Raw genomic sequence first — 24,350 nt, 5'->3', positions numbered from 1 at the left:
CCCGTTCTTGACGAACGGGCCCGTCTCTCTTTTCACTTCCGTCACATCCGGAACTGCTGTTGGCATCCGGCGACTTGTGTGGGGAACACAGGCGCGACGCGGCCGGGGGCCCTGGCCGTTCGGCCTCCTCCTGGGCTGCCGGGGGAGGGGCCGGGCGGATGGATCGTCGTACGAGGAGCAGATCGGCGGTGGCGGCAGCCGTCGCCCTGGGCGCGGCCGCGGGGCTGGTGCCGGTGCTGGGCGGTACGGCTGCGGCGGACCCGGCCGGTGCGGGGCCGGAAGGGCTACCGGTCGGTGTGCTGATCCGGGCGTGGTCGCGGGCCCGGATCCGGGCGTGGTTCCCGGCTCTGATCCGGGCGCGGTTCCGGGCCCGGGTCCTGGTCCGGTTCCGGGCTCGGGAACAACGCCGTGGGAGCAGCGGGATCGTGCGGTTATGCTGGGGCGCGCGGGCCGCTAGCTCAATTGGTCAGAGCAGCAGACTTTTAATCTGTTGGTTGTGGGTTCGAGTCCCACGCGGCCTACCGCCCCCGGCCCGACCGGCCTCCCAGCCGGTCGGGCCGTTCTGCGTTCCCCCGCGCGGCGTCAGGACGCGCAGCGGTTGAGTTCGCCGCTGTCCAGCGTGGACTTGTCGGCGATCAGCCAGCCCTCGGTCTTCGTGCCGGAGATGCGGCCGTAGATCCACTTGTTGGCGTACGCGTTGCCGACGTAGCAGTGGTAGTAGATCTTGGTGCCGGACTTGACCGCCGTCACGTACGAGCACTCCGCGTACGGCCCGGTGTAGAGGTGCGTGGTCTTGGCGGCGCGGCCGTAGCCGTCGCTGCGGTTGGAGTGGGCCCAGCCGGTGCACGCCTTCGACACCGGGGTGGGCTCGCGCGGCGGCGCGGCGGCGCTGGACCTCGCCGGGGGCGGCGGGGCGGTGGCCCTGTCGCCGGTGGCGGGCGGGGTGGCTCCGCCCTGCTTTGTCGCGGCGCTCGACGGGCTCTTGCCGGGCGCGCGGGAGGGCGCGCCGTCCGGGGCGGCGGTCGGCAGGGTTCCGGCCGGGGGCGGGGCGTCGGGGAGGGTCCCGGGCTCGGGGGCCCCGGCGTCGGCGGGGGAGCTCGCCGCGGGCGGGGCCGCGGACGGGCCGCCGGTCTTGTCGCCGCCGCCGACCAGGGCGAAGACGGTGCCGCCGCCGATGAGGACGGTCGCGGCGGCCACCGCGACGACCGTGCGGGTGCGGTGGCGGGCGGCGTTCCCGTCGGCTGCCGAGGGGGCCGGGGCAAGCGTGTACGGGGGATGGCTGCCGGACGCGAAACCCGGCGGCGGAGTGCCGTACGCGCCGGGCCGCGGGGTGGCGGGGGCATGACCCTGCGGCGGGAGCGCGGGGCCGAAGCCGGGGGACGGCGTGGGGGGCGATATCGCGCCCGGCGTCGGGGTCGGGGTCGGGGCCGAGGTCGAGGTCGATGCCGGTGCTGGGTCCTGGGCCGGTGCCGGTGCTGGAGCCGAGGCCGATGCCGATGCCGGTGGCGGGGCCAGGTCCGTGCCGCTGCCGCCCGCCACCGCCGCCAGCAGTTCGCGGGCGCGCGCCGCGTCCGGCCGGCGCAGCGGGTCCTTGTCCATCAGCGCCCGCAGCACCGGGGTGAGCGGCCCGGCCCGGGTCGGCTCGGGCAGCGGATCGCCGACGATCGCCGACAGCGTGGACCACACCGACGTACGGCGGAACGGCGAGGCGCCCTCCACGGCCGTGTAGAGCGTCATGCCGAGCGCCCAGATGTCCGACGCGGTGCCCGGCACCTGCCCCTGCGCGCGTTCCGGCGCGAGGTAGTCGAGGGAGCCGACGAGCTGGCCGCTCCGGGTCAGCCGGGACAGCGCCTCGTCGCCGGTGGTCTCCAGGCTGGCGATGCCGAAGTCCGTGAGGACGACCCGGCCGCCGCGCTCCAGCAGGACGTTCCCCGGCTTGACGTCCCGGTGCAGCACCCCGGCGCGGTGCGCCGCGTCGAGCGCGTCCATCAGCCGGGCGCCGATCGCGGCGGCCTCGCGCGGGTCGAGCGTGCCGCGCTCGGCCAGCACGTCGTCCAGGGAGGGCCCGTCGACCAGCTCCATGACGATGACCGGCTGCCCCGCCTCCTCGACCACGTCGTGCACGGTGACGACACCGCTGTGGCGGATGCGGGCGGCGGCCTGCGCCTCCCGCCGCATCCGGACCCGCAGTTCGGCCAGTTCCGCCGCGGAGGCGTCGGTGTACGACCGCAGGACCTTGACGGCGACCTCGCGGTTCAGCAGTTGGTCCACGGCCCGGGCGACCACCCCCATGCCGCCGCGTCCGACGATCTCGGTCACGCGGTAACGACCGCCCAGCACCCTGCCCGTCAGCTCCGCACCGTTCGCCCCCGACACCTGTCACATCCCGTTCGTCGCGCTGTTCGATTCGGTCACGTGCGGGCACCAGGGTAGAGGCAGGGCCGCGAGCGGGTGCGGCGCGGCAAGGTGGTCGCGAGGGGTGCCGGGGATGGCGTAGGCTGGTGTCTACCGACGCGGGGTGGAGCAGCTCGGTAGCTCGCTGGGCTCATAACCCAGAGGTCGCAGGTTCAAATCCTGTCCCCGCTACTCAGTGGTCCGAAGGCCCGGAATCCGTCAAGGATTCCGGGCCTTCGGCATGTCCGCGCGGTACCGCGTCCGTCACCCGTACGGCGGACGCCGATTCGCCGTACGGCGCGGCTCCGGCCAGCCTGGGTGGGGAGCGGTACCGTCCGCACCCGGTGCGGACCTGGGCAGGAGAGCTGACGGTGGCGGGGTACGGGCGCGACGGACGTGGGGACGACGCCGGCGGCGGGCCCGGGGGGAGTGCGTCCAGCGGGCCCGGCACGCCCCGCGCGTCCGGTCCTCCCGGCACGCCCGGCGTCCCTGGTCCGTCCCGGGAGAGCGGCCGCACGACGCGCCGGTTCGTACGGGCGCTGCCCGCGCTGATGATCGTCGGCGGGATCTTCTTCGACGCGCTGACGCCCTCCGACTTCACCGCCTCGCCGCTGTTCGCCGCCGCGCCGCTGGTGGCGGCCCCCTTCTTCTCGCCGGCCAACACCGGGCTCACGGCCCTCGCCTCCGTGCTGGCCGTGATGGGGCTGCGGATCTGCGACGACGCCCTGACGTCCGTGGTGAGCGCGACGGAGCTGGTCACGGTGCTCACCGTGTCCGTGCTGGCGATCCTGATCAACCGGGTCGTGCGGCGCAGCGGGCGGCAGCTCGCCTCGGTGCGGGTCATCGCGGAGGCCGCGCAGCGGGCCGTGGTGCCGGTACCGCCGGCCCGCATCGGCGGTCTGGAGATCGCCGCGCGGTACGAGGCGGCCGAGGCGGACGCCTTCATCGGCGGCGATCTCTTCGCCGTGCAGGACACGCCGTACGGGGTGCGGCTCGTGGTGGGCGACGTGCGGGGCAAGGGACTTGAGGCCGTCGAGGCGGTGGCGGTGGTGGTCGGCGCGTTCCGGGAGGCGGCCGAGACGGAGAGCTGCCTGGAGGGCGTCGCGCGGCGCCTGGAACGGGCCCTGGAGCGCGAGGGCGCCCGGCGCGAGGGGCTGGACGCGCTGGAGGGCTTCACCACGGCGGTGCTCGCCGAGATCCCGCGCGCGGAGGGCGTCGTACGCCTGGTGAACCGGGGGCATCCCGAGCCGCTGCTGCTGTACGCGGACGGGGAGCTGGACGAGCTGGAGCCGGACGAGTTCGCGCTGCCGCTGGGCATGGGGGAGCTGGGGGACTGGCCGGACCGGGCCAAGGAGTTCGCGTACCCGGCGGGTTCGACGCTCGTGTTCTACACCGACGGCCTGTCCGAGGCGCGGGACGGGGCGGGCCGGTTCTACGACCCGGCGGTGCGGCTGCGGCATTCGCTCTTCCCCGGGCCCGATGCCGTGCTGGACGCGCTGACCAGTGACGTACGGGTGCACACCGGCGGCAAGCAGACGGACGACATGGCGCTGCTCGCGGTGGGGCGGCCGGGCGTGGGGCAGCCGGCGCGGCGGCGGACGGTGGGGATCATCAAGCGTCCGTGACGGGGCGCGAGGTGTCGGGCGGGCGGCAGAGGCGATCAGGGCGTTCTGGGGCCGTCGGGGCGGCCGGGACGCTGAGATGGCGTCAGTTCGCTGGTAGATAAGCGGAAATGTCCTGGCCAAAGGTGACTGCGGAGCGTTAAGGATCAAGAGGGACGGCTTGGAATTCCGGTCACATGTCTATTAACGTTCGATAACGCAGCACGGTCGTCCCAGCCGTCGTCAGAGACGGCGCCGTGCGCGTGCGCCGAATTCCGTGAGGAAACCGGGGAACCACCACTTGGGGTGAATCGGGCCCGACCCGGCCCGTAGGAGACCTTCCTGCTCCGAACCCGTCAGCTAACCCGGTAGGCGAGAAGGAAGGAAAGGAGCGCGCCTCCGTGGCGTCCAACAGGCCTGCCCCCGCAGCCCCCGCTTTCTCGGCCCCCGCTTTCTCCTACACGGCTTACGGAGTCCCCGGCGACGAGCACGGGACGGGGACCGGGGCCACCGCCGTCCTCGCTCCGCACGTTCCCGAAGCCGTCGCAGCCGCCGGAGTTCCGCAGGCCGCGCAGGTCACCCAGCCGATGCAGGCCGCAGAGGCCGTGCAGGTCCCGCAGTCTCCGCAGGGCCCGCTGATCCCGCAGCAGCAGGGGCGCGACGGCTTCGACGGCTTCGCCGCGTTCGGGACCCCGGAATCCGCCTCCGCCCCGGGCTCCCCCTTCGCCCCGGACGCCCCTCCGGCCTCCGCCGACGAGTGGAACCCCACCGCCGACTCCGCCGCCCCGCTGCGCGGCAAGCACCGGGTCGCCAAGCAGCGCGGCTCCCTCGCCCGCAGCTCCACGGTCCTCGGCGTCGGCGTGATCGCCGCCGTCGGCGCGGGCGGCATCGCCACCGCGCAGGACAAGCCCGCCGTGTCGATATCCCTGCCGGACCAGCTCGCCGAGTCCCTGGACTCGCTCGCCGACTCGCTGCCGGACGCCACGTCGCTGCCGGGCGTGGGCGCCCTGCTCTCCGACTCCGCCGAAGAGGCTCCCGCGGAGGCGGGCGTGACCGTCGCCGCCGCGCCGGCCGCCGCCGCGACCCCCGCCTCGGCCGGGCAGCAGCCCGCCGGCGCCGGGGAGAGCCTGCGCGCCCGCATCCTCCAGCAGGCCGAGCAGCAGCGCACGGTGGCCGACGAGGCCGTCCGGCAGGAGGCACGCGACAAGGCCGTGCAGGACGCCGCGGCCGAGGCGAAGAAGGCGCAGCAGCAGGCCGACGCCACGGCGCGGCAGGCCGAGAAGGAGAAGGCGGAAAAGGCGGAGAAGGCGGAGAAGGCGGAGAAGGAAGCCCGCGAGAAGGCCGCCGCCGAGGCGGAGGCCGCGCGCCTCGCCAGGCTGGCCGCGAGCTACTCGCTGCCCACCTCCTCGTACACCCTCACCTCGACCTACGGCCAGTCCGGTTCGATGTGGTCCTCCGGACAGCACACCGGGCTCGACTTCGCCGCCCCGACCGGCACCCCGGTCAAGGCCGTGCACGGCGGCACCGTCACGTCGGCCGGCTGGTCCGGGTCGTACGGCTACCGCGTCGTGCTGAAGCTGAAGGACGGCACCGAGATCTGGTACTGCCACCTCTCGCAGATGAACGTCGCGACGGGCACCGGCGTCGCCACCGGCCAGACCATCGGCAACGTGGGCGCCACCGGCAACGTCACCGGACCGCACCTGCACCTCGAAGTCCACACCCCCGGCGGCGCCGGCGTCGACCCGGCGGCCTGGCTGCGCGGCAAGGGCCTCACCGTCTGATCCCTGGCCCGTACACGGAATAGGCCCGGCGGGCCCGGTGGTTGTCGTACGGCATGACTTCCTCCCCTCTCCGCCCGCTGGGCGGCTCCGGTCTCGACGTCTTCCCGCTCGCCCTCGGCGGCAACGTCTTCGGCTGGACCGCCGACCGCGACCAGTCCTTCGCCGTCCTCGACGCGTACGTCGCGGGCGGGGGCAACTTCGTGGACAGCGCCGACTCCTACTCGGCCTGGGCGCCGGGCAACGAGGGCGGCGAGTCCGAGCGCGTCCTCGGCGAGTGGCTGGCCGCCCGGGGCAACCGGGACGAGGTCGTGATCGCCACCAAGGTCGGCGCGCACCCCTCCTACAAGGGCCTGTCCGCCACCACCGTCAAGGCCGCCGCCGAGGCGTCGCTGCGCCGCCTGGGCACCGAGTACATCGACCTCTACTACACGCACTTCGACGACCCGGCCGTGCCGGTCGAGGAGATCGTCACCGCTCTCGACCAGCTCGTACGGGACGGCAAGGTGCGCGCGGTGGGCGCCTCCAACATCGCTCCCGACCGGCTGCGCGAGTCGCTGGACTTCGCCGAGCGCGAGGGCCTGGCGAGGTACAGCGCGCTCCAGCCGCAGTACAACCTGGTCTCCCGCGACACCTACGAGGGCGAGCTCCAGGAGGTCGCCTCGCACGCGGGCCTGGCGGCCGTCCCGTACTACGCGCTGGCGGCCGGCTTCCTCACCGGCAAGTACCGCGTCGGCGGCGAGGCCGTGGACAGCCGGCGTGCCGAGGGTGCGGCCCAGCACCTCCGCACCGAGCGCGGCCGCAAGGTGCTGGCCGCCCTCGACGAGGTGGCGCGGACGCACGACGCCGAGATCGCGTCCGTCGCCCTGGCCTGGCTGGCCTCCCGCCCGACCGTCGTGGCCCCCATCGCCAGCGCCCGCACGGTCGAGCAGCTCCCGGCCCTGCTGGCGGTGGCGGACCTCACCCTCACCGACGCCGACCTGTCGAAGCTGACCGTCGCCTCGGCCTGACCGGCCCGGCCGGCCCGCTCAGTAGGTCTTGTACGGGTTGTACGCGGCCGCGTAGGCCGGGTGGTACGGCGGCGGGAGCAGCCGTATTCGGCCGGTGATCTGCGCCGCGTACACCAGTGCCGGGCCCGCGAGGCGCTTGCGCTCCCACAGGCGGTGCAGCAGCTCCCGCTCGCGGGCCTGGAACCGGGCGGCCAGCTCCGGGGTGGCCGCCCCGCGCCGGGCCCGGTAGCGCAGGAAGGCCAGCGCGGTCGCCGCCTCCTCGTACTCGGCGACCACCTTCGCCGCACCCGGCCCGTGCACCCGGGCGGCCTGCCCCTGGGCGACGGACCGGGCCCGCATCGAGGACAGGGCGAACGGCTCGGCCGGGTCCAGCCAGCCGGCGGCGACGTACGCGGGCAGCTCGGAGCTCAGCAGCCGCAGCTCGCGCTGCCGCGTCCAGATCGACAGCCAGGTCAGGAAGGCGAAGACCGGCACCATGACCAGCCCGTACACCCCGTAGAAGGCCAGCGGGCCGAACGACGCCGAGCCGTTCCACAGCGCGTGCATGCCCATGGCCAGCAGTAGGCCCGCCAGCGGCAGCAGGAAGCGGCGGACGCGCACCCAGGCGCGCCCCCGCACCCGGCGGGTCGGGGTGAGCGCCACCAGCCCGAAGCCGATGCCGGTGAGCACGGTGAACAGGGGGTGCGCGAACGGCGACATGATGACCCGCACGAAGAACGTCCCGGCCGTCACCGACCCCAGCCCCGAGAAGCCGAACTCCTGGTCCTCGCCGAAGGCGTTGCCCAGGTAGAGGATGTTCTCGGTGAAGGCGAAGCCGGTCGCGGTGAAGCCCGCGAAGACCACGCCGTCCACGATGCCGGTGAAGTGCCGCCTGCGGAACAGGAAGATCAACAGGATCGCGGCCGCCTTCGCGCTCTCCTCGACGACCGGGGCCACCAGGGTCGCGCCCAGCGTGTCCGCGTTGTCGGGGTCGGCGGTGGCCACGGCTATCCAGCGCACGGCGAAGCTGTTGGCGGTGATGGCGACCAGGGCCGCGGCGCAGGAGCCCCAGGTGAACGCGAAGACCAGGTTCCGCCAGGGGCCCGGCTCGACCCGGTCCAGCCAGCGGAACGCGAGCAGCAGCAGCGGCACGGGGAAGACGGCGAGGCCCAGGCCCACCAGGAAGCCCCGGGTGCCGGTCTGTTCCCGTACGAGAGCGAGCAGGACCAGGCCGGAGAGGGCCAGCAGGACGATCAGCGCGGTGGCGCGGACCGCCCGGTTCCGCCAGAAGGCGCGGTGCCGCAGGCCCCGCAGGAGGCCGGGCTTGCGGGCATCGCCCGGGGCAGGCCCGGCCGCCGCGGGCGCCGGCTCGGGGGCCGGGGCCGCGGGCGGGGCGGGCGATGCGTACGTCTCGTACATCCGACGACCCTAACGACTGCCACTGACACTCGCGATCGTGTTCGGACAGTCGCTGTGGAGAAACGGTGCGTCAACTCGCGTGCGGGACGCGGCGGAACATCAGGTCGTGGACCTTGTGGCCCTTGTCCAGGCCCTGGCCCTCGAAGCGGGTGAGCGGCCGGAAGCCGGGCCGGGGGGTGTAGCCGCCGTCCGCCTGGGTGTTCTCGAAGTCCGGGTGGGCGCTGAGGACTTCGAGCATCTGCTCGGCGTAGTCCTCCCAGTCGGTCGCGCAGTGCAGCACGGCGCCGGGGGCGAGCCGGGTCGCGGCCAGGGAGAGGAACTCCGGCTGGATCAGACGCCGCTTGTGGTGGCGGGCCTTGGGCCACGGGTCGGGGAAGTAGACGCGCAGGCCCGCCAGGGAGTCGGGGGCGAGCATCTCGCGGAGCAGGATGATCGCGTCGCCGTTGGCGACCCGGACGTTGGAGAGGTCGTTGCGCTCGGCGAGACCGAGCAGATTGCCCTGGCCGGGGGTGTGCACGTCGACGGCGAGGATGCCGGTCCCGGGGTCGTCGGCGGCCATCTGCGCGGTCGCCTCGCCCATGCCGAAGCCGATCTCCAGGACGACCGGGAGCCCGCCGAACATCGCGTCCAGGTCGAGGACGCGCTGCCCGTCGATGTCGATGCCCCGGGTCGGCCACCACTTCTTCAGGGCCTCGCCCTGGCCGGTGGTGACCCGGCTGCGACGGGGCTGGAAGCTGCGGATGCGGCGCTCGAAGTGCGACCCGGCGGGGTCGGGGGAGGGGCCCGTCCCCTCGGGGAACATGCGGAGCGCCCGCGGACGCATCCGCTCGGCCCGCTCGTGCGCGGCGGCGCGGTCGGCGGCGGCGGCCTGGGAGGGGCCGGGGGCGCCGGCCTGCGGCTCGGCGGCCTGCGGCTCGGGGGACTGGGGCATCGTGGGGTTCTCGCTGTTCTCGGACACAGTGCTTCCGATTCTACGGAGCCGGGCACGACGGGGACGCCCCGTCGGGGGCGCGGAGGAGCCCCGCCCCCGCCCCGGCCCCGGCTTGCGGCACACCGTCCCGCGTCCAGCCGTCCAGCCGCCCTACCGTCCCACCCGCTCCCCCGCCAGCACCCCCAGCACCCGCCTCGCCACCTCCCGCCCGATCGGCAGCGAAGCCGTCGCCGCCGGGGAGGGCGCGTTCAGCACGTGCACCGTGCGCGGCGCCTCCCGGATCAGGAAGTCGTCCGCCAGCGTCCCGTCCCGCAGGACGGCCTGTGCCCGCACCCCCGCCGGGGCGGGCGTCAGGTCCGCCTCCGTGACCGCGGGGAGCAGCCGGCGCACCGCCGCCGTGAAGGCCCGCTTCGACAGCGACCGGTGCAGTTCCCCCGCCCCGTACCTCCAGTGCTGCCGGGCTGTCCGCCAGGAACCCGGCCAGGCCAGCGTCCCGGCCAGCTCCCGGGGGCGCACCACGCCCCAGCCGTACCCCTCCCGGGCCAGCGCCGGCACCGCGTTCGGCCCGACGTGCACTCCGCCGTCGACCCCCCGCGTCAGATGGACGCCGAGGAAGGGGAAGGCCGGGTCCGGCACCGGATAGACCAGCCCGCGCACCAGCTCCGGGCGGGCCAGGTCGAAGTACTCGCCCCGGAACGGCACGATCCGCATGCCGGGGGAGTCCCCGGCCAGCCGCGCCACCCGGTCGCAGTGCAGCCCCGCGCAGTTGACCAGGGCCTTCGCCCGTACGACCGTGCCGTCGGCGCAGCGCACCGCGACTCCGGACGCGCGGCGCGCGATGACCCGCACCTCCGCCCCGTACCGCACCTCGGCCCCCGACGAGCGGGCCAGCTCCTCGGTCACCCGGCCGTAGTCGCACACGCCCGTCGAGCCGACGTGGATGGCGGCGAGTCCGCGGACCTCGGGCTCGTACTCCTCGATCTGGGCGGGGCCCAGCTCGCGCACCGGGATGCCGTTGAGCCGTCCCCGCTGGACCAGCGCGTGCAGCCGGGGGAGCTCGTCCCGTTCCGTGGCGACGATCAGCTTGCCCGTCACCTCGTGCGGAATGCCGTGCTCCGAGCAGAACTTGATCATCTCGGCGGCTCCGCGCACCGCGTACCGCGCCTTGAGCGAGCCGGGGCGGTAGTAGATCCCGCTGTGGATCACCCCGCTGTTGCGTCCCGTCTGGTGGCGCGCCGGGCCCGCTTCCTTCTCCAGCACCACGACCCGCGTGCCGGGCGCCGCCCGCGTGACGGCATGCGCGGACGCCATGCCGACGATGCCCCCGCCGATCACCAGCACGTCGCAGTCATGACTCATCGCTGCCACCTCCCACCCCGCATAGTGCACTGGCCCACTGACAATGCCGTCAAACCCCGTGGACAGGAGTTATGGCCAACGCCACTCGGGACCGGGACCGGGTCCGGCTCCGGGCCGGGCGGCCGGGCTCTAGGCGGGCGCCACCAGCAGCGGCCGCGCCCGCTCCCGCAGCTCCGCCACCCGCGGCTCGTCGCCGTACGGCTCCAGACGGTGCAGCAGGTCCCGTACGTACTCCGTGGTGCGCGCCGACGAGATCCGCCCCGCCACCTCCACCGCCCGCGTGCCCGCCGCGCAGGCCGCGTCCAGGTTGCCCGACTCCAGTTCGGCGACCGCGCTCACCACGAGCCGCAGCCCGTGCGAGCGTACGAACTCCTCCGTCGGCCGCGACAGCGCCTGCTCGGTGAACCGGCGCACCTGGCGCGGCAGCTTGAGGTCGCGGTAGCACTCGGCGGCGTCGGCGGCCAGCCGGTCGTACGAGTAGAAGCCCAGCCAGGAGGGGTCGGCGTCGCCGTCCCGGGAGCGCTCCAGCCAGCCCTCGGCCGCCTTGATCGCGGCTCCGGCCGCCACCGGGTCGCCCGCCTTCGCGTGCGCGCGCGCCTCCACCAGGCGGAAGAAGCTCATGGTGCGGGCGGTGGCCAGGCCCCGGTTCCGCTCCACGGCGGCCTGCGCGAGGTCGACGCCCTCGTCGGCGAAGCCCCGGTAGGTGGCCTGGAGGGACATCGACGCCAGTACGTAGCCGCCCAGGGGCACGTCGGCGGCCGCGCGGGCGAGGCGCAGGGCCTGGATGTAGTACCGCTGGGCGGCCTCCTGCTGGCCGGTGTCGAAGGCCATCCAGCCGGCCAGGCGGGTCAGCTCGGCGGTCGCCCCGAACAGCGAGCGGCCCACGTCGTCGCTGTACGAACCGAGCAGCAGGGGGGCCGCGTCCACCCGCAGGCACTCGGGGACCATCGACGAGCGCCAGTCCCCGCCCCCGTACTTGGAGTCCCAGCGCCGCGCGTCCTCGGCGGCCTCGCGCAGCTTGGCCACGTCGCTGTGGCCGACCCGTAACGGCGTGGCGCCGGAGGAGCCGGCGGCGGCCGTGGAGTCCCGCGCCACCGACGAGTCCGCCGGGGTTATCAGCCAGCGCGAAGCGGGCGTCGCGTACGCGCTCACCGCGAAGGAGCCCGCCAGGGACTGCCAGATCCCGCCGCCGCCGGCCCGGCGTCCGGCCAGGTCCAGCCGGTACAGCTCGGTGGCGTGCCGCACCGCGATCCCCACGTCGCGCGGGAAGGCGAGCCCGACCTCGGGGGCCGGATCGGCGTCCGCCAGGCCGATTTCGTGCAGCGGTACGGGACGGCCCAGCTTGGCCCCTATGGCGGCGGCGATGAGGTGCGGGGCGGCCCCCTGCGGAACCATCCCCTTCGACACCCACCGCGCGACCGACGTCTTGTCGTACCGCAGTGTCATCCCGCGTTGCGCCCCGAGGTCGTTGACCCGGCGCGCCAGCCCGGCGTTGCTGATTCCCGCGAGGGCGAGAACCGTGCCGAGCTTGTCGTTCGGCCCGCGTTGCTCCCTGGACATTGCGCCACCCCTCACGCAGACGGCCGCCGCGGGCCCGGCATAGGCACGCGGCATTCGTAAACCCAGCGTAGTTCGCCGCATCCCACGCGTTAAGGGCACCTGTCCCGTATGGCGAGATTGTTGCCCGGACGGTCGGTTTCGGGGCGGGCGGAGAGGAACGTTCCGTCCGATTCGTGCTCCCTGTGTGTGGCCGTGCGCCCGGCCGTGCGCTCTTCTCGGCCTCTCCGGGCGGGGCTTCCATGGAGGTGCGTGGGTCGGCCCGCTGCACTGGACCCAGTGGGCTGGGGGACGCCGCCACCTTCATCCCCGCGGGTGGCGGACCGGTCCGGGAGGCGAACAGCGCCTCCCGGACTGCACGCGCGCGCCCGCAAGTTGGCCGGATGTGGACGCTGCGTCCTGTCCGGTGAGCGGTTCCGGGCGGCCGGTCGCGCCCCGCGGCGGAGCCGCGCGCCGACGCCGCCGCGCGTTCCCGACGGCACGCCCGCCGGGCGGCCGCCCCCCGCCGGCGCCTCCGCCGTCCCCGGGCCCGTGCCGCCCGGCCGCGGGCGCCCACCCCCTTTGCCCGTCAACTCCCCCTTTGCCCCCGCACATTGGACCTTGCCACCGCCCCCCGCGTCCGCGCCCCCACCCCCCAGTCGTGGCAGCATGGTCCCCACGCGCGCGAGCGCACGGCACGGTGCACGCACCGGGGCGCCCGGGCGGGGGAGCGGCACGAGCGCACCCCCTCCCACCAGTTCACCCCCGCAAGCCCCGCCGCGCACCGCGAGCAAAGTTGTCCACAGCCTGTGGAGGCGGCGATGCGTTGGTTGGTGGGATGGAGCAGCGTCGCCGCGAGCTTCGGCACGGTCGGAGCCGTCGGCGCGCCCGGCACCGAGCACGAGGGCGACACCGTCCAGCCCGTCGGCGCCCAGCTCCTGTGGGGCGACCCCGACCCCCTGTGGGCCGTCGGCGACTGGCGCCCCGACGAGGTCCGCACCGTCTCCATCGACGACTTCACCCGCCTCGCCGTCCTCGGCTGCTGCGGCGCGTCCGACGAAGAACTCCGCGTCGGCCTCTTCGCGGCGCGCGGCGGCGCACTGAGGCACCTCACCGCCTGGCCCGGCTCCTACACGGCCGTCGTCCAGTCCGGCAGGCGCGTCACCGTCACCGGTGACCTGGCCGGCGCCCGGCCGGTCTTCTACACGCCCTGGGCCAACGGCACCGCGTACGCCACCGCCGCGCTCCCCCTCGCCGACCTCATCGAGGCCCAGCTCGACATCGGCCACCTCGCCGCGCTGCTGGCTTGCCCCGACGTCCCCGAAGCCCTGCGCGACGGCACCCCGTACACCGGCGTGAAGCGCATACCGCCCGGTCACGCGCTCGTCCTGCGCGAGGGCTCACGCGAGATCACCGGTTACGAACCCGTCGCCTCCCTCGCCGTCGCGGCCCCCCAGCTCGACCCGGAGCGCGCCGTCGACGGTGTCCGGGACGCCCTCGTCGAAGCGGTACGGGCCCGCCTCACCGCCCCCCGCCACGCCCCCGAGACGCCCCTGCCGGACCCCGGCCCGGTCCCCGGCATGGGCCCCGCCGAGCGCCGCGCCCGACGCAGGGGGGCGCCCGTGCCCGGCATCGGCTCCGACCTCTCCGGCGGCAGCGCGTCCGCCACCCTCGCCCTGCTCGCCGCGGGCCTCCCGGGCCTGCCCGGCACGGTCCTCGGCCACGGCACCGGCGCGGGCGAACGCCTCCTCGCCGTCACCTTCAACGACCTGGCCGCCTCCGCCCGGGCCCGCGAGAGCGACCTCACCCCGGAGCTGGAGCGCGCCGGCGCGATCGCCGCCAACCCCCGCCTGCACCACGTCGTGGTCGCCGGCGGCGAGGAAGCGCTCCCGTACGCCGACCTGGAGACCGGCCCCCTCACCGACGAGCCCGGCCCCTCCCTCGTCAGCGCCGAACGCGCCCGCCTGCGCCTCCAGTCGGGCAGCGCCGACCACTTCGTCGGCAACGGCGCCCGCCAGGTCCTGGACGCGCACCCGGCCCGCCTCGCCGACCTGCTCATCGACCGCAGACGCCGCCACATCCTGCGCCCGGCCACCGCTCTGGCCAAGGCGGAAGGAGCGTCCCCCACCTCCCTCCTGGTCCCCCTCACGGTCTACCGCGCGGCCCGTCGCCTCGCCCGTACGCCGTACCGCGCGGGCATCGAGGAGGCCGCCGTCCGCCTGACCCGCCGCGAGCTCACGGACAGCACCCCCACGGGCGCCCTCGACGCCTCCCTCGACGCCCTGACCTGGTCGCGCCCGGGACCCGCGGCCCGCTGGCTCACCGGCGAGGCCCTGGCCGAAGTATCGATCCGCCTCCAGGAGTCGGCCCTGCGCCCGGCCTCCTCCCAACGCCCCGGCGAGGCCCGCGCCCGGGCGTCCCTCGCCCGCCACGCCCACGACCACCGCGTCTTCGAACAAGCCGCGGAAGTCCGCAGCCAGCGCCTTCACGCCCCCTTCCTGGACAACCAGGTCGTACGGGCCTGCCGCGCACTCCCCGAAACCCTGCGGGTCCAGCCCGGCGCCCGCGCGGCGATCCTGCGCGCGGTCCTCTCGGGGGCGGGCATCCACGACCTCCCGGCGGGCTGGGGCGCGGCCACCGCCCACACCACGGCCACCGCCACCGCCCAGGCGGGCATCCGCGCCGCCCTCACCTCGCTCCTCACCCTCTTCGAGGCGCCCCTCCTCGCGGACGCGGGCCTGATCGAGGCCCGGGTGGTCCGCAAGGCCCTGCGCGCGGCGGCCGAGGGCGAGCCCGTCCCCCTCGACGGCCTCGCCGACCTGACCTCCACCGAGCTGTGGCTCCGCCGGCTGATCTCCCGCCGCGGCACCTGCTGGACGGGCTCCGCCGCGCCCCGCCAACGCGCCGTCGCGGCGGGCGTCCCGCACCGCCGCAGCCTCTGACGTCCCCGGGGAGATCGGCCACGAAGGACGTCCCCGGGGAAATCGGCCACGAAGCCCCCGCACGGAAAGCGCGGGCCCGCGCTCAAGCAGGAAGCACCGCCTCGGCCCCCCTCACCGGCACCCGATCCTCGACCCCGCCCAGTCCGCGAACGCCGCGTCGGTGATCCCCCCGCCCACCGACTCCGTCACCAACCGCAAGGTCTTGCGCCCGCCGATGCCCACCTTCACCGGCACCGCCGCGTCGCCGCCCCGCAGCACCGGCGAACGCCACAGCCGCACCCCGTCCCCGTACACGGAGAACCGGACGGCCCCGCTCCCCATCGTCATGTCGTCGACCCCGACCCTCGCGTAGTACGTCGAACACGAGCGGTTCAGGTCGATGACCACCGAGGACGTCGCGGGCACCGAGATTCCGGCCCCCTGCGGCGCGCCCCCGATCGACATCCCCGACCGCTGCCACACCGGGCTGCTCTCCCCGATCCGCACCTCGGGCTCGGTGTGGTCCCCCATCGGCGAGTACGCCAACTCCGCGACGGGATACCCCCGCGGCGGCTTCGGCACGGGAGCGGGCGGCGGCGGGGGAGGCGGCGTCGGCCGCGGTCTCGGCGGCCGGGGCGCGGGCTTCACCGGCGGCTTCGGCGGCACGGGCTTCACCCGGACCGGCACGGGCCCCGGCTCGGCCCGCGGCGGCGGAGGCTGGGACGACTTCGGAGAAGGAGAAGCAGAAGGAGAAGGAGACGGAGAGGGCGGAGGCGGCGCCGGGGCCGACGGAGCCGGCTCCACCGCCGGCGGCTTCGCATCCACCTTCGGCGGAAGCGACGCCTCGTCCCCGGCGAACGCGAACACCAGCCCCGCCGCCACCGCCACGGCCACCGCCGCGCCGATCCCCGCCTTCACCGGAGCCCCCAGCCCCTCCGCCGCGACCCCGCCCGCCCCACCGGCAGCGGCGCCCCCGGCACCGGCCCCGGCGGCCCCCGCCCCGGCGGCGGCCCCCGCCCCGCCCGCCACGATCCCCGCGGCCTTCACCGAATACCCCGCGGCCACCCACCCGATGACCGCCACCGGCAGCAGCGCCGGAATCCCCGCGTTCACGTCACGCAACTCACCCGCGGCCAGCCGGCACTTCGCGCACTCCTCCAGGTGCTTGCGCAGCCCCCGCTCGGCCCGCATCCGCAGCCCGCCCCGCGCATAGGCGCCCAGCCGGTCCGCGTACTGCGCACAGTCCCCGCCGGCCGTCAGCGCCGTACTCACGTGCGCCTGCAAGTACGCCTGCTTCAGGCCCTCCCGCGCCCGCGACGCCAGTACGGCCGTCGCGTTCGCCGTGAGCCCGAACAGCGGAGCCACCTCACTCGGCGACTCCTCCTCGACCGTGGTGTGCCACAGCACCGCCTGCCACCGCTCGGGCAGCGACCGGAAGGCCTGCATGGCGAGCGTCTGCTCCGCCTCGTGCATCGCGCGCACGTCCGCGCCCAGGTCCAGCGTGTCGTCGTCCCGCGCCTCCGCGACCCGCGCCGCCTGGTCGGCGAACACCGCGAAGTCCTCGACGAGCTGCTCGCGCCGCGCCGTCCTCGTCCACGCCGCCGCGACCCGCCGCACCGTCGTCATCAGATACGCGCGTACGGCGTGCTCCGGGCCGGCGCCGCCCCGTACCGCCTGCAGGGTCCTGGCGAAGACCTCGGCGGTCAGGTCGTCGGCGGTGTGCGCGTCCCGGCAGCACGTGCGCGCGTAGCGCCGCACCGCGTCCGAGTGCCGCCGGAAGAGTTCTTCGTACGCGCCGTTGTCCCCGGCCCGCATCCGGTCGACCAGGTCGGCGTCGGAGGGACCGGGTTCGCCGCGCGGGATCCCGCCGCCGCGCTGCTGCGGCACGCTCGTGGGGTCGGGGCCGCGCTCGGCCGCCGGCGCAGGGGTCGCTCCCAGCGGTCCGCCCTGACTGGGCACCTGCCGCGCGGGCACCCCGGCACCGGCCCCGGCGGCCGCAGAGCCACCGTCGTCCGCGGGGCCACCGTCGTCCGCGGGGCCACCGTCGGCGGCAGAGACGCCGTCAACGGAAGGGAGCCCTCCGGCCGGGGAAACCCCGTCACCCGAGGAGAGCCCGTCGGCCGGAAACGCACTATGGGCCTCGGCCGCGCTCTCGTCGGCGCCGGCGTCCTCGCCGTCCCCGGGGAACCCGTCCCGCTCCTCAACACCCATGGCGGAAGCCCCCGTAAACACCCATCGACCGCAACACCGGCCAAGAGTCCCACAGGGCGACGCGCCGAAAGCCGCTCAAGCCCGCCAACCACCCGTCCGGGGAGTTTTCCCGAAACAGAGCGCTAGTCCTCACCCTTTCGGGGAGAAGCCGGCGGGCCCGCGGTACGCCACACCCTCACCGCGGAGGGCTGTTTCGCGCCGTTGTTCACGTCAGGAGGCCGGCCGTGACCGCAGACCCTCCAGCAGGATGTCCAGCAGCCGCGACGACGCCGCCGCCTGCTGCGCCGGGTCCGGCAGCGAAGGAGCCGCCGTGGCGATCACCAGCAGCACGTCCGCCACGGTCACGTCGCCCCGCAGCTCACCCGCCGCCCGCGCCCGGTCCACCAGCCGGCCCACGACCTCCAGGAGCGTCGCCGCCCCCGCGTCGTCCGGACCGTCCTGGACGGACCCGCCCGGCGACCCGCCCAGCGGACCGCCCGTCGAACCGTCCTGCTCGACCAGCCGCAGGTCCGGAGCTTCCCCGGGCTGCCGCTGCTGCGGCACCCGGCCGGGCCCGCGCGCGGCGCCGTCGCGCGGGCCCTCGCGCGGGCCCTCGCCGTCGGCGTCGTGCGCCCCGACCCGCAGCACCTGCGGCGGCAGCAGCCTGCCCGCCCCCGACGCCACCGACGTGCGCAGGAACCGCGACAGCGCAGACCAGGGCTCGTCCTCCTGCCCCAGTGCCGTGCGCGCCTGCTCGGTCAGCCGGGAGGTCTCCTCCTCGGCTATCCGCCGCACCAGTACGTCCTTGCTCGGGAAGCGCCGGTAGACCGTGCCCACCCCGACCCGGGCCCGGCGCGCGACGTCCTCCATCGGCGCCCCGTAGCCGAGCTCCCCGAACACCTCGCGGGCGGCCCGCAGCACGTGTTCGAGATTGCGCTGTGCGTCCACGCGGAGCGGCGCCGACCGGGGCGCCACGGACGAACCGCCCGCACCCACCCGCCCGTTGCCGTCCGCTCCGCCGGCCGTCGGCGCGGCCGACGAAGCGGCCGAACCTGCCGATGACACGGCAGCCTGCCAATGTGAATCCTGAATGTGCATCAGCGTTCCCCCGGTAATGATGTCTCCCCCCGGAGACACTCCCCGCCCTGACTGCCGGAGTTCACGGGTCACACGTGCATCCATCCCGCCACCCCGACGAGATACGAACATAGTTGAGCGCGGGGCGATTCAGAAGGGGGTTGTTCCGCACGGTGCACCCCCCGAACGTCGCGGTTGCCCGGCTCTGCCCGGCCCCGGGCCTCCCGAAATTCCCCCTGGCACCCTCTGACCAGCGCATACCTCAGGCTTATCCACCCCCGACAGCAACTCGGGCACGGTGAAAGGTGACTGGCGTTCCGTCAGGCAATACGACCGGCCCTGTGGACAAAGGCCCGCGCCCGTTGCCTCATGGGACGGTGACAAATCCAGTGCGCATTCTCGTGGTAGGCGGCGGATACGTCGGCATGTACACCGCGCTGCACCTCCAGCGGAAGCTGAAACGACAGCTCCCCCGGGGGACCGGGCAGGGCGGCGCGGAGATCACCGTGGTGACGCCGGACCCCTACATGACGTACCAGCCCTTCCTGCCGGAAGCCGCCGCCGGATCCATCTCGCCGCGCCACGTCGTCGTCCCGCTGCGCCGCGTGCTGCCGCACTGCCGCATCCTCGTCGGCGAGGTGAACGCGATCGACCACGCCCGGCGCACGGCCACCGTCACCACCCTCGCCACCGCCGAGGAGGGCACCGGACCCCGGCAGATGACGTACGACGAACTGGTGCTCGCCCCCGGTTCCGTCTCCCGCACCCTCCCCGTCCCCGGCCTCGCCGACCACGGCATCGGCTTCAAGACCGTCGAGGAGGCCATCGGGCTGCGCAACCACGTCATCGAACAGATGGACATCGCCTCCTCCACCCGCGACCCCGCCGTCCGCGACGCCGCCCTCACCTTCGTCTTCGTCGGCGGCGGCTACGCGGGCGTCGAAGCCCTCGGCGAGCTGGAGGACATGGCCCGCTACGCCTCCCGCTACTACCACAACATCAAGCCCGCCGACCTGAAGTGGATCCTGGTCGAGGCCAGCGACCGGATCCTCCCCGAGGTCGGCGAGAAGATGGGCAAGTACGCCGTGCGGGAGCTGCGCGGCCGGGGCGTCGACATCCGCCTGAACACCCGGCTGACCTCCGTCGACAACCGCGTCGCCGCCCTCGACGACGGGGCCCGCTTCCCCACCCGCACCCTGGTGTGGACCGCCGGCGTCAAACCCCACCCCGTCCTCGCCGCCAGCAGCCTCCCACGCGACGAGAGGGGCCGCCTGCGCTGCACCGCCCAGCTCGCCGTCGAGGGCACGCCGCATGCGTGGGCCGCCGGAGACGCGGCCGCCGTCCCCGACCTGACCTCGCCCGGGAAGGGCGAGGACTGCGCGCCCAACGCCCAGCACGCCGTCCGCCAGGCCAAGGTCCTCGCCGAGAACATCGTGGCCTCCCTGGAGCAGCGCCCCCTCAGCGACTACCGCCACAAGCACGTCGGCTCGGTCGCCTCCCTGGGACTGCACAAGGGGGTGGCGTTCGTCTACGGCCGCCGCCTCAAGGGCCTCCCCGCCTGGGCCATGCACCGCGCCTACCACCTCAGCCGGGTCCCCACCTTCAACCGCAAGGCCCGGGTGCTCGCCGAATGGACCCTCTCCGGCCTCTTCAAACGTGAGATCGTCTCGCTCGGCTCGCTGGAACACCCGCGCGCGGAATTCGAACTCGCGGCGGGCGGCGAACCTCCCGGGCTCCGCTGACGTCCTCTCGATTACCGGCTGTCAGTGCGGTCCGTCACACTGGACGTGTGACGATAGGTTGACCCGCGCCTGCACACAGTGATCACGCACGCCGCCCCGTGCGCGCTCACCGACCGCACGGCCGCCGCACCAGGCGGTCGTACGGGAGTGGCCCGCGCGGACCGGCCACCGCGCACTTCCGCACCTGCCCCACCGAAGCACCGCAGCACCCCGGGCGAGCCCCGGGACCCAGCCGACCTGCACCACCTCTCCGATCATGAGGCAAGTAGTTCAGTGAACTTCACCCGCTGGAGCGCCCGGTTCCCCGGAACGCAGCGCCGCGCGGCAGCCCGGTCCGACCGCGGGTCCGTGCCGGCCGCCCGCGGCGAGGCCGGGCAGCCCGACGAGACCCCGGCCGACGGGACCGCACCGGCCGCCGACGAACCGCGCCCGCCCACCCTCGACGACCTCTCCCTGCGCGAGGTCCTCGGCCACCTCCCGGCCCTGGTCGCCCTGGTCCACGGCCCCGAACACCGTGTCGCGTACGTCAACGACGCCTACGCCGCCGTGTTCGGCGACCGCGCCCCCGGCGTCCCCGCCGCCACCGGGCTGCCCGAACTGGAGGAGCTGGGCCTGCTGCCGCTGATGGACCAGGTCCTGCGCAGCGGCACGCCCCGTACGGTCAAGTCCCGTCGTACGGCCAAGGGCGGCTCGTACACGATCACCTGCACGCCCCTGGACTTCCCCGACGGCGGCGGCGTCCTGGTCTTCGCCGCCGACGTCACCGACCACGCCGACGCCGCCGAAAGGCTGCGCGCCGCCGAACGCCGCCAGCGCGAAACGGCCGTCACCCTCCAGCGCTCACTGCTCCCGCAGGAGCTGGAACAGCCGGACGACCTGCGCATCGCCGCCACCTACCAGCCCGGCGGCAAGGACGCGGCCGTCGGCGGCGACTGGTACGACGTGATCACCCTCGGCGCCGGCCGCACGGCCCTGGTCATCGGCGACGTGATGGGCCGCGGCGTGCGCGCGGCGGCCGTGATGGGCCAGCTCCGCACCGCCGTGCGCGCCTACGCGCGCCTCGACCTCCCGCCGCACGAGGTCCTGCAACTCCTGGACGGCCTCGCCGCCGAGATCGACGCCAGCCAGATCGCCACCTGCGTGTACGCCGTCCACGACCCCAACGAGGGCCGCCTCGTCTACGCCTCCGCCGGCCATCTCCCCATCCTCGTCCGCGAGGAGGACGGCACGGTCCACCGCGCCGAGGACCACACGGGCCCGCCGCTCGGCACGGGCGGCTGGATGCACACGTCCGGCACGATCGCCCTGCCGCCCGGCTCCACCGCCGTCCTCTACACGGACGGCCTGGTCGAGCGCCGTCGGGAGGACATCGACGAGGGCGTCGCCGCCCTCGAACGCGCCCTCTCCGGCGCGACCGGCACCCCGCAGGTCGTCTGCGACCGCCTGATGCGCGCCCTCGGGATCACCACCGACCACGACGACGACGTCGCCGTCCTGGTCGTCCAGCACCCCGCCCGCAAGGGCCACGACGCCGAGCTGTTCCACAACGCCGCCCTGGAACTCCTCGGCGGCATCGAGGCGGCCCCCCGCGCCCGCGCCTTCGCCACCGGAGTCCTCTCCTCCTGGCGCTTCCCGGTCGAACTGTCCGACCTGGGCGTCCTGGCCACCAGCGAACTCGTCGCGAACTCGCTCCAGCACGGCACCCCGCCCATGCGTCTGCGCCTGCGCCGCACGGACCGCCGCCTGATCATCGAGGTCACCGACGGCGACGACCACCTCCCCCGCCGCCGCCGGGCCGAGCCCGCGGACGAAGCAGGACGAGGCATCTCGATCGTCGCGACGATCGCCTCGTCCTGGGGTTCGCGCCGCACACCGGGCGGCGGGAAAGCGGTCTGGTGCGAGTTCGCCCTGCCCGATTCCTGAGCGGTTACGCGGCAGTCTTCACGGCGCTCTCGCCCTCGGCCGGCACGTTCTTGGCGACCACGACGGACGCCACCGGGACCGGCAGGTCCTGCGCGGGCGTGAGCCGCTTGCCCATCCGCAGCGCCAGCACGCTGATGCCGAGCGAGAACAGGATGAAGGTCACGATGTACGGCATGTGGAGCGAGGCCCCCATGGGCCCGCCCACGGCCGGTCCGACCGCCAGCGCGAGCTGCTTCACCAGCGCGAAGGCCGAGTTGTACGTCCCCACCATGGACTCCGGCGCCAGGTCGGCCACCAGCGGCGCGACGGTCGGCGACAGCATCGCCTCACCGAGCCCGAAGAGCGCGTACGTCGAGATGAACGCGGCGGTGGCCATCGTCTGGCTGCCGTGCCCGAGGCCCGCGTACCCGGCCGCGATCCACGCCACGGTCCAGATCAGCCCGACCAGCGCGATCATCCGCGAGCGCTTCCGGCGCTCGACGAACTTCAGCACCAGGAACTGCGCCACCACGATCATCGCCGTGTTGGCGGCGAGCGCGATGCCGAGCGTCGACGGGTCGATTCCGGCGGCCTCGGTGCCGTACGCGGCGAGCCCGGACTCGAACTGTCCGTAGCACGCGAAGAAGATGACGAACCCGAGCCCGCAGAGCTGCATCATCGCCTTGTGCCGGGCCATCGTCCTGATCCCGGCGAAGAAGCCCCGCCCGGCGGCAGCGCCCTCGACGAGGGGGATGTGCGGCATCCGCACGGTCATCGCGATCCCGGCGAGCACCAGGAACATCACCGCCTCGATCCCGAACAGCAGCGTGAAGGTGGTCGGGTCGTTCTTGTCGACGATCTGACCGCCGATGAGCCCGCCGATGCCCAGGCCGAGGTTGGCCAGGAAGAACTGCATGGCGAAGGCACGCGTCCGGGTCTCCGGCAGCGAGCACCGCACGATCATCGTCGCGAGCGCCGGCTGCATGACCGCCGTCCCCACGCCGAGCACGGCCGCCGACGCCACGGTCGTCACCAGGCTCGCCGCACTGCCGAGCGCGACCGCGCCGACGGCCGCCGACAGCGCGGCCCCGATCAGCACGGGCACGGGCCCGCGCCGGTCGATCAGCGCCCCCACGAAGGGGAGCGCCACCAGAGCCGCCATGGCGAAGGCGCCAAGAACGATGCCCGCCGACGTCGGTCCAAGATCCCGCACCTGAGCCACGTACACGTACAGATACGGAACCGTGAATCCGAGCCCGAACGCACTCAGCGCGTTGCCTGCCTGAATCCGCCGCATCGCCGAGCCCATCGCCTTGGTCATACTCACCTCAACCCTGAAGACCTGAAGTCCGAAGACTTCAACAGTAAAGTTCGAAGCTCAACAGTACACAGAGAAGGACTTCAATGCCAACGCGCCCCATGCCATACTTCGCGGATGCCAGACACGCCAGAGACGCCCGGCCCTCATGAGCCGAGCCTCGACGAGCAGATCGCCGCATACCAACGCGAATTCCGCGACCTCGACCCCCAGGTGGAGAAGGTCGTCTCGGCCCTCGGCCGGCTGAACCGCCGGATGAACGTCGCGTACGGCCGCCAGGTCGCCGCGCTCGGCATCAGCAACGCGGAGTGGGAAGTCCTCAAGACCCTCGTGGTCTCCGGCGCCCCCTACCGCCTGGGCCCCGGCGAGCTCGCCAAGCGTCTGGGCCTGACCCCGGCCGCGATGACCCACCGCATCGACCGCATGGCAGGCGAGGGCCTGGTCACCCGCGACCGCGACGAGAACAACCGCGTCCGCGTCATCGTCGAGCTGACGGACGAGGGCCGTACGAAGTGGCTGGAGGCGATGCGGATGGCCTCCTCCTTCGAGGAGGACCTTCTTCAGGACCTCGCCGCGGAGGAACGGGCCGGCCTCGGCGAGATGCTGACCCGCCTCCTGCGCCGCGTCGAGGACGCCCAGCCGGACGCCGGCGGCCGCCTCACCGACCTGGACTGACACCTCTCATACGGAACGCTCCGCACACCGTTTCCGACGCCCGTTCGGGGGCAGGGTGGAGGGGTTGACACCCCTCACCGGGATCCGTAAGGTTCTCCGAGTTGCCGCAGCCGTAACGGTTCTGCGGCATCACCTCCCGCCGCGAAAGCGGCAACCAAACTCCGCACGATCTCCCGCCAGGGTCAATTTCGGCATGCCGAATTCCGACACTGGGAGCCGATTTCGGTTCACCGGGAAAATCCACTAGAGTTTGGGACGTCGAAACGGCCCAACAGCCGCAAAGACAACCTCCCGCTGACTGGGAATCAGGCCCGAAAGGATCTGATAGAGTCGGAGCCGCCGGAAAGGGAAATCGCGAAAGCGAAGAACCTGGAAAGCAGCGAGCGGAATCCGAGGAAATCGGCACTGGAAACAGTCTGGTAGAGTCGGAGACGCAAGAACAACAGAAACACCGAACGAAAACGTCCGGAGGAAAGCCCGCAGGGGTGAGTACGAAGGAAGCGTCCGTTCCTTGA

The 24,350-nt window shown here is 74.1% G+C and carries 15 protein-coding genes, 2 tRNA genes and 1 riboswitch; of the genes, 9 read left to right on the top strand and 8 right to left on the bottom strand.

The window, feature by feature from the left end:
• Positions 1-447 precede the first annotated feature (447 nt).
• A tRNA-Lys gene (locus tag ACZ56L_RS05025) sits at positions 448-521 on the top strand.
• A 61-nt stretch (positions 522-582) separates the two neighbouring features.
• Here ACZ56L_RS05025 and ACZ56L_RS05020 read toward each other — a convergent pair.
• Entirely contained in the window at positions 583-2,319 is a 1,737-nt protein-coding gene (locus ACZ56L_RS05020; protein WP_468692302.1) for a serine/threonine-protein kinase, read from the bottom strand.
• Between the two features lie 193 nt (positions 2,320-2,512).
• Here ACZ56L_RS05020 and ACZ56L_RS05015 point away from each other — a divergent pair.
• The 4 genes from ACZ56L_RS05015 (at position 2,513) to ACZ56L_RS05000 (ending at position 6,786) form a co-directional block, all read left to right on the top strand.
• Positions 2,513-2,586 (top strand) — tRNA-Met (locus ACZ56L_RS05015).
• 152 nt (positions 2,587-2,738) lie between these two features.
• The gene (locus ACZ56L_RS05010) at positions 2,739-4,019 is read left to right on the top strand and encodes a PP2C family protein-serine/threonine phosphatase (protein WP_471061763.1); all 1,281 of its coding nucleotides are present in this window, start codon (positions 2,739-2,741) and stop codon (positions 4,017-4,019) included.
• A 232-nt stretch (positions 4,020-4,251) separates the two neighbouring features.
• Positions 4,252-4,385: riboswitch (cyclic di-AMP (ydaO/yuaA leader) on the top strand.
• A 197-nt stretch (positions 4,386-4,582) separates the two neighbouring features.
• Positions 4,583-5,779: a M23 family metallopeptidase gene (locus tag ACZ56L_RS05005; protein WP_471062797.1), complete on the top strand. Its 1,197-nt coding sequence runs from the start codon at positions 4,583-4,585 to the stop codon at positions 5,777-5,779.
• A gap of 53 nt (positions 5,780-5,832) precedes the next feature.
• Entirely contained in the window at positions 5,833-6,786 is a 954-nt protein-coding gene (locus ACZ56L_RS05000) for an aldo/keto reductase (protein WP_468692296.1), read from the top strand.
• An 18-nt stretch (positions 6,787-6,804) separates the two neighbouring features.
• On the opposite strand, the gene ACZ56L_RS04995 is transcribed toward ACZ56L_RS05000, so the two are convergent.
• The 4 genes from ACZ56L_RS04995 to ACZ56L_RS04980 form a co-directional block, all read right to left on the bottom strand.
• On the bottom strand, positions 6,805-8,184 hold the full coding sequence (locus ACZ56L_RS04995; RefSeq protein ID WP_471061760.1) for a PrsW family intramembrane metalloprotease: 1,380 nt from the start codon (positions 8,182-8,184) through the stop codon (positions 6,805-6,807).
• Positions 8,185-8,254: 70 nt separating this feature from the next.
• A complete protein-coding gene (gene trmB, locus ACZ56L_RS04990; protein WP_380836807.1) occupies positions 8,255-9,115 on the bottom strand; it encodes a tRNA (guanosine(46)-N7)-methyltransferase TrmB in 861 nt (286 codons plus the stop codon).
• A gap of 150 nt (positions 9,116-9,265) precedes the next feature.
• On the bottom strand, positions 9,266-10,474 hold the full coding sequence (gene lhgO / locus ACZ56L_RS04985) for an L-2-hydroxyglutarate oxidase (protein ID WP_468692294.1): 1,209 nt from the start codon (positions 10,472-10,474) through the stop codon (positions 9,266-9,268).
• Positions 10,475-10,603: 129 nt separating this feature from the next.
• Positions 10,604-12,034, bottom strand: a complete 1,431-nt coding sequence (locus ACZ56L_RS04980) for an MFS transporter (protein WP_345220539.1) — start codon at positions 12,032-12,034, stop codon at positions 10,604-10,606.
• Positions 12,035-12,831: 797 nt separating this feature from the next.
• On the opposite strand from ACZ56L_RS04980, the gene ACZ56L_RS04975 reads away from it, so the two are divergent.
• Positions 12,832-14,952 carry an asparagine synthase-related protein gene (locus tag ACZ56L_RS04975; protein WP_471061756.1) on the top strand — a complete coding sequence of 707 codons (2,121 nt, stop codon included), beginning with the start codon at positions 12,832-12,834 and terminating at the stop codon, positions 14,950-14,952.
• A gap of 111 nt (positions 14,953-15,063) precedes the next feature.
• On the opposite strand, the gene ACZ56L_RS04970 is transcribed toward ACZ56L_RS04975, so the two are convergent.
• Positions 15,064-16,818 carry a sigma-70 family RNA polymerase sigma factor gene (locus tag ACZ56L_RS04970; protein ID WP_471061754.1) on the bottom strand — a complete coding sequence of 585 codons (1,755 nt, stop codon included), beginning with the start codon at positions 16,816-16,818 and terminating at the stop codon, positions 15,064-15,066.
• 534 nt (positions 16,819-17,352) lie between these two features.
• Positions 17,353-18,219, bottom strand: a complete 867-nt coding sequence (locus ACZ56L_RS04965) for a TetR/AcrR family transcriptional regulator (RefSeq protein WP_471061750.1) — start codon at positions 18,217-18,219, stop codon at positions 17,353-17,355.
• Positions 18,220-18,575: 356 nt separating this feature from the next.
• Between ACZ56L_RS04965 and ACZ56L_RS04960 the strand changes: the two genes are divergently transcribed.
• Complete coding sequence (locus tag ACZ56L_RS04960; RefSeq protein WP_468692286.1) at positions 18,576-19,940, top strand: NAD(P)/FAD-dependent oxidoreductase; 1,365 nt, start codon at positions 18,576-18,578, stop codon at positions 19,938-19,940.
• Between the two features lie 273 nt (positions 19,941-20,213).
• Positions 20,214-21,863 carry an ATP-binding SpoIIE family protein phosphatase gene (locus tag ACZ56L_RS04955; protein WP_380836665.1) on the top strand — a complete coding sequence of 550 codons (1,650 nt, stop codon included), beginning with the start codon at positions 20,214-20,216 and terminating at the stop codon, positions 21,861-21,863.
• Between the two features lie 4 nt (positions 21,864-21,867).
• Here ACZ56L_RS04955 and ACZ56L_RS04950 read toward each other — a convergent pair whose 3' ends face one another.
• Complete coding sequence (locus ACZ56L_RS04950) at positions 21,868-23,163, bottom strand: MFS transporter (RefSeq protein WP_471061747.1); 1,296 nt, start codon at positions 23,161-23,163, stop codon at positions 21,868-21,870.
• A gap of 114 nt (positions 23,164-23,277) precedes the next feature.
• On the opposite strand from ACZ56L_RS04950, the gene ACZ56L_RS04945 reads away from it, so the two are divergent.
• Positions 23,278-23,835 carry a MarR family winged helix-turn-helix transcriptional regulator gene (locus ACZ56L_RS04945; protein WP_345220525.1) on the top strand — a complete coding sequence of 186 codons (558 nt, stop codon included), beginning with the start codon at positions 23,278-23,280 and terminating at the stop codon, positions 23,833-23,835.
• Positions 23,836-24,350 lie beyond the last annotated feature (515 nt).

Source organism: Streptomyces sp. NPDC039736 (assembly GCF_055596485.1).
Note: the sequence above shows the minus strand (reverse complement) of the source record. Positions and strands in the feature narration are given on the sequence as shown.

Excerpts from the sequence above, each read along its gene's own strand:
- ACZ56L_RS04965 (WP_471061750.1), bottom strand. The coding sequence starts at position 18,219 with ATGCACATTCAGGATTCACATTGGCAGGCTGCCGTGTCATCGGCAGGT.
- ACZ56L_RS05000 (WP_468692296.1), top strand. The coding sequence starts at position 5,833 with ATGACTTCCTCCCCTCTCCGCCCGCTGGGCGGCTCCGGTCTCGACGTC.
- trmB (WP_380836807.1), bottom strand. The coding sequence starts at position 9,115 with ATGCCCCAGTCCCCCGAGCCGCAGGCCGCCGAGCCGCAGGCCGGCGCC.
- ACZ56L_RS04950 (WP_471061747.1), bottom strand. The coding sequence starts at position 23,163 with ATGACCAAGGCGATGGGCTCGGCGATGCGGCGGATTCAGGCAGGCAAC.
- ACZ56L_RS04945 (WP_345220525.1), top strand. The coding sequence starts at position 23,278 with ATGCCAGACACGCCAGAGACGCCCGGCCCTCATGAGCCGAGCCTCGAC.
- ACZ56L_RS04995 (WP_471061760.1), bottom strand. The coding sequence starts at position 8,184 with ATGTACGAGACGTACGCATCGCCCGCCCCGCCCGCGGCCCCGGCCCCC.
- ACZ56L_RS04975 (WP_471061756.1), top strand. The coding sequence starts at position 12,832 with ATGCGTTGGTTGGTGGGATGGAGCAGCGTCGCCGCGAGCTTCGGCACG.
- ACZ56L_RS04980 (WP_345220539.1), bottom strand. The coding sequence starts at position 12,034 with ATGTCCAGGGAGCAACGCGGGCCGAACGACAAGCTCGGCACGGTTCTC.
- ACZ56L_RS05005 (WP_471062797.1), top strand. The coding sequence starts at position 4,583 with ATGCAGGCCGCAGAGGCCGTGCAGGTCCCGCAGTCTCCGCAGGGCCCG.
- lhgO (WP_468692294.1), bottom strand. The coding sequence starts at position 10,474 with ATGAGTCATGACTGCGACGTGCTGGTGATCGGCGGGGGCATCGTCGGC.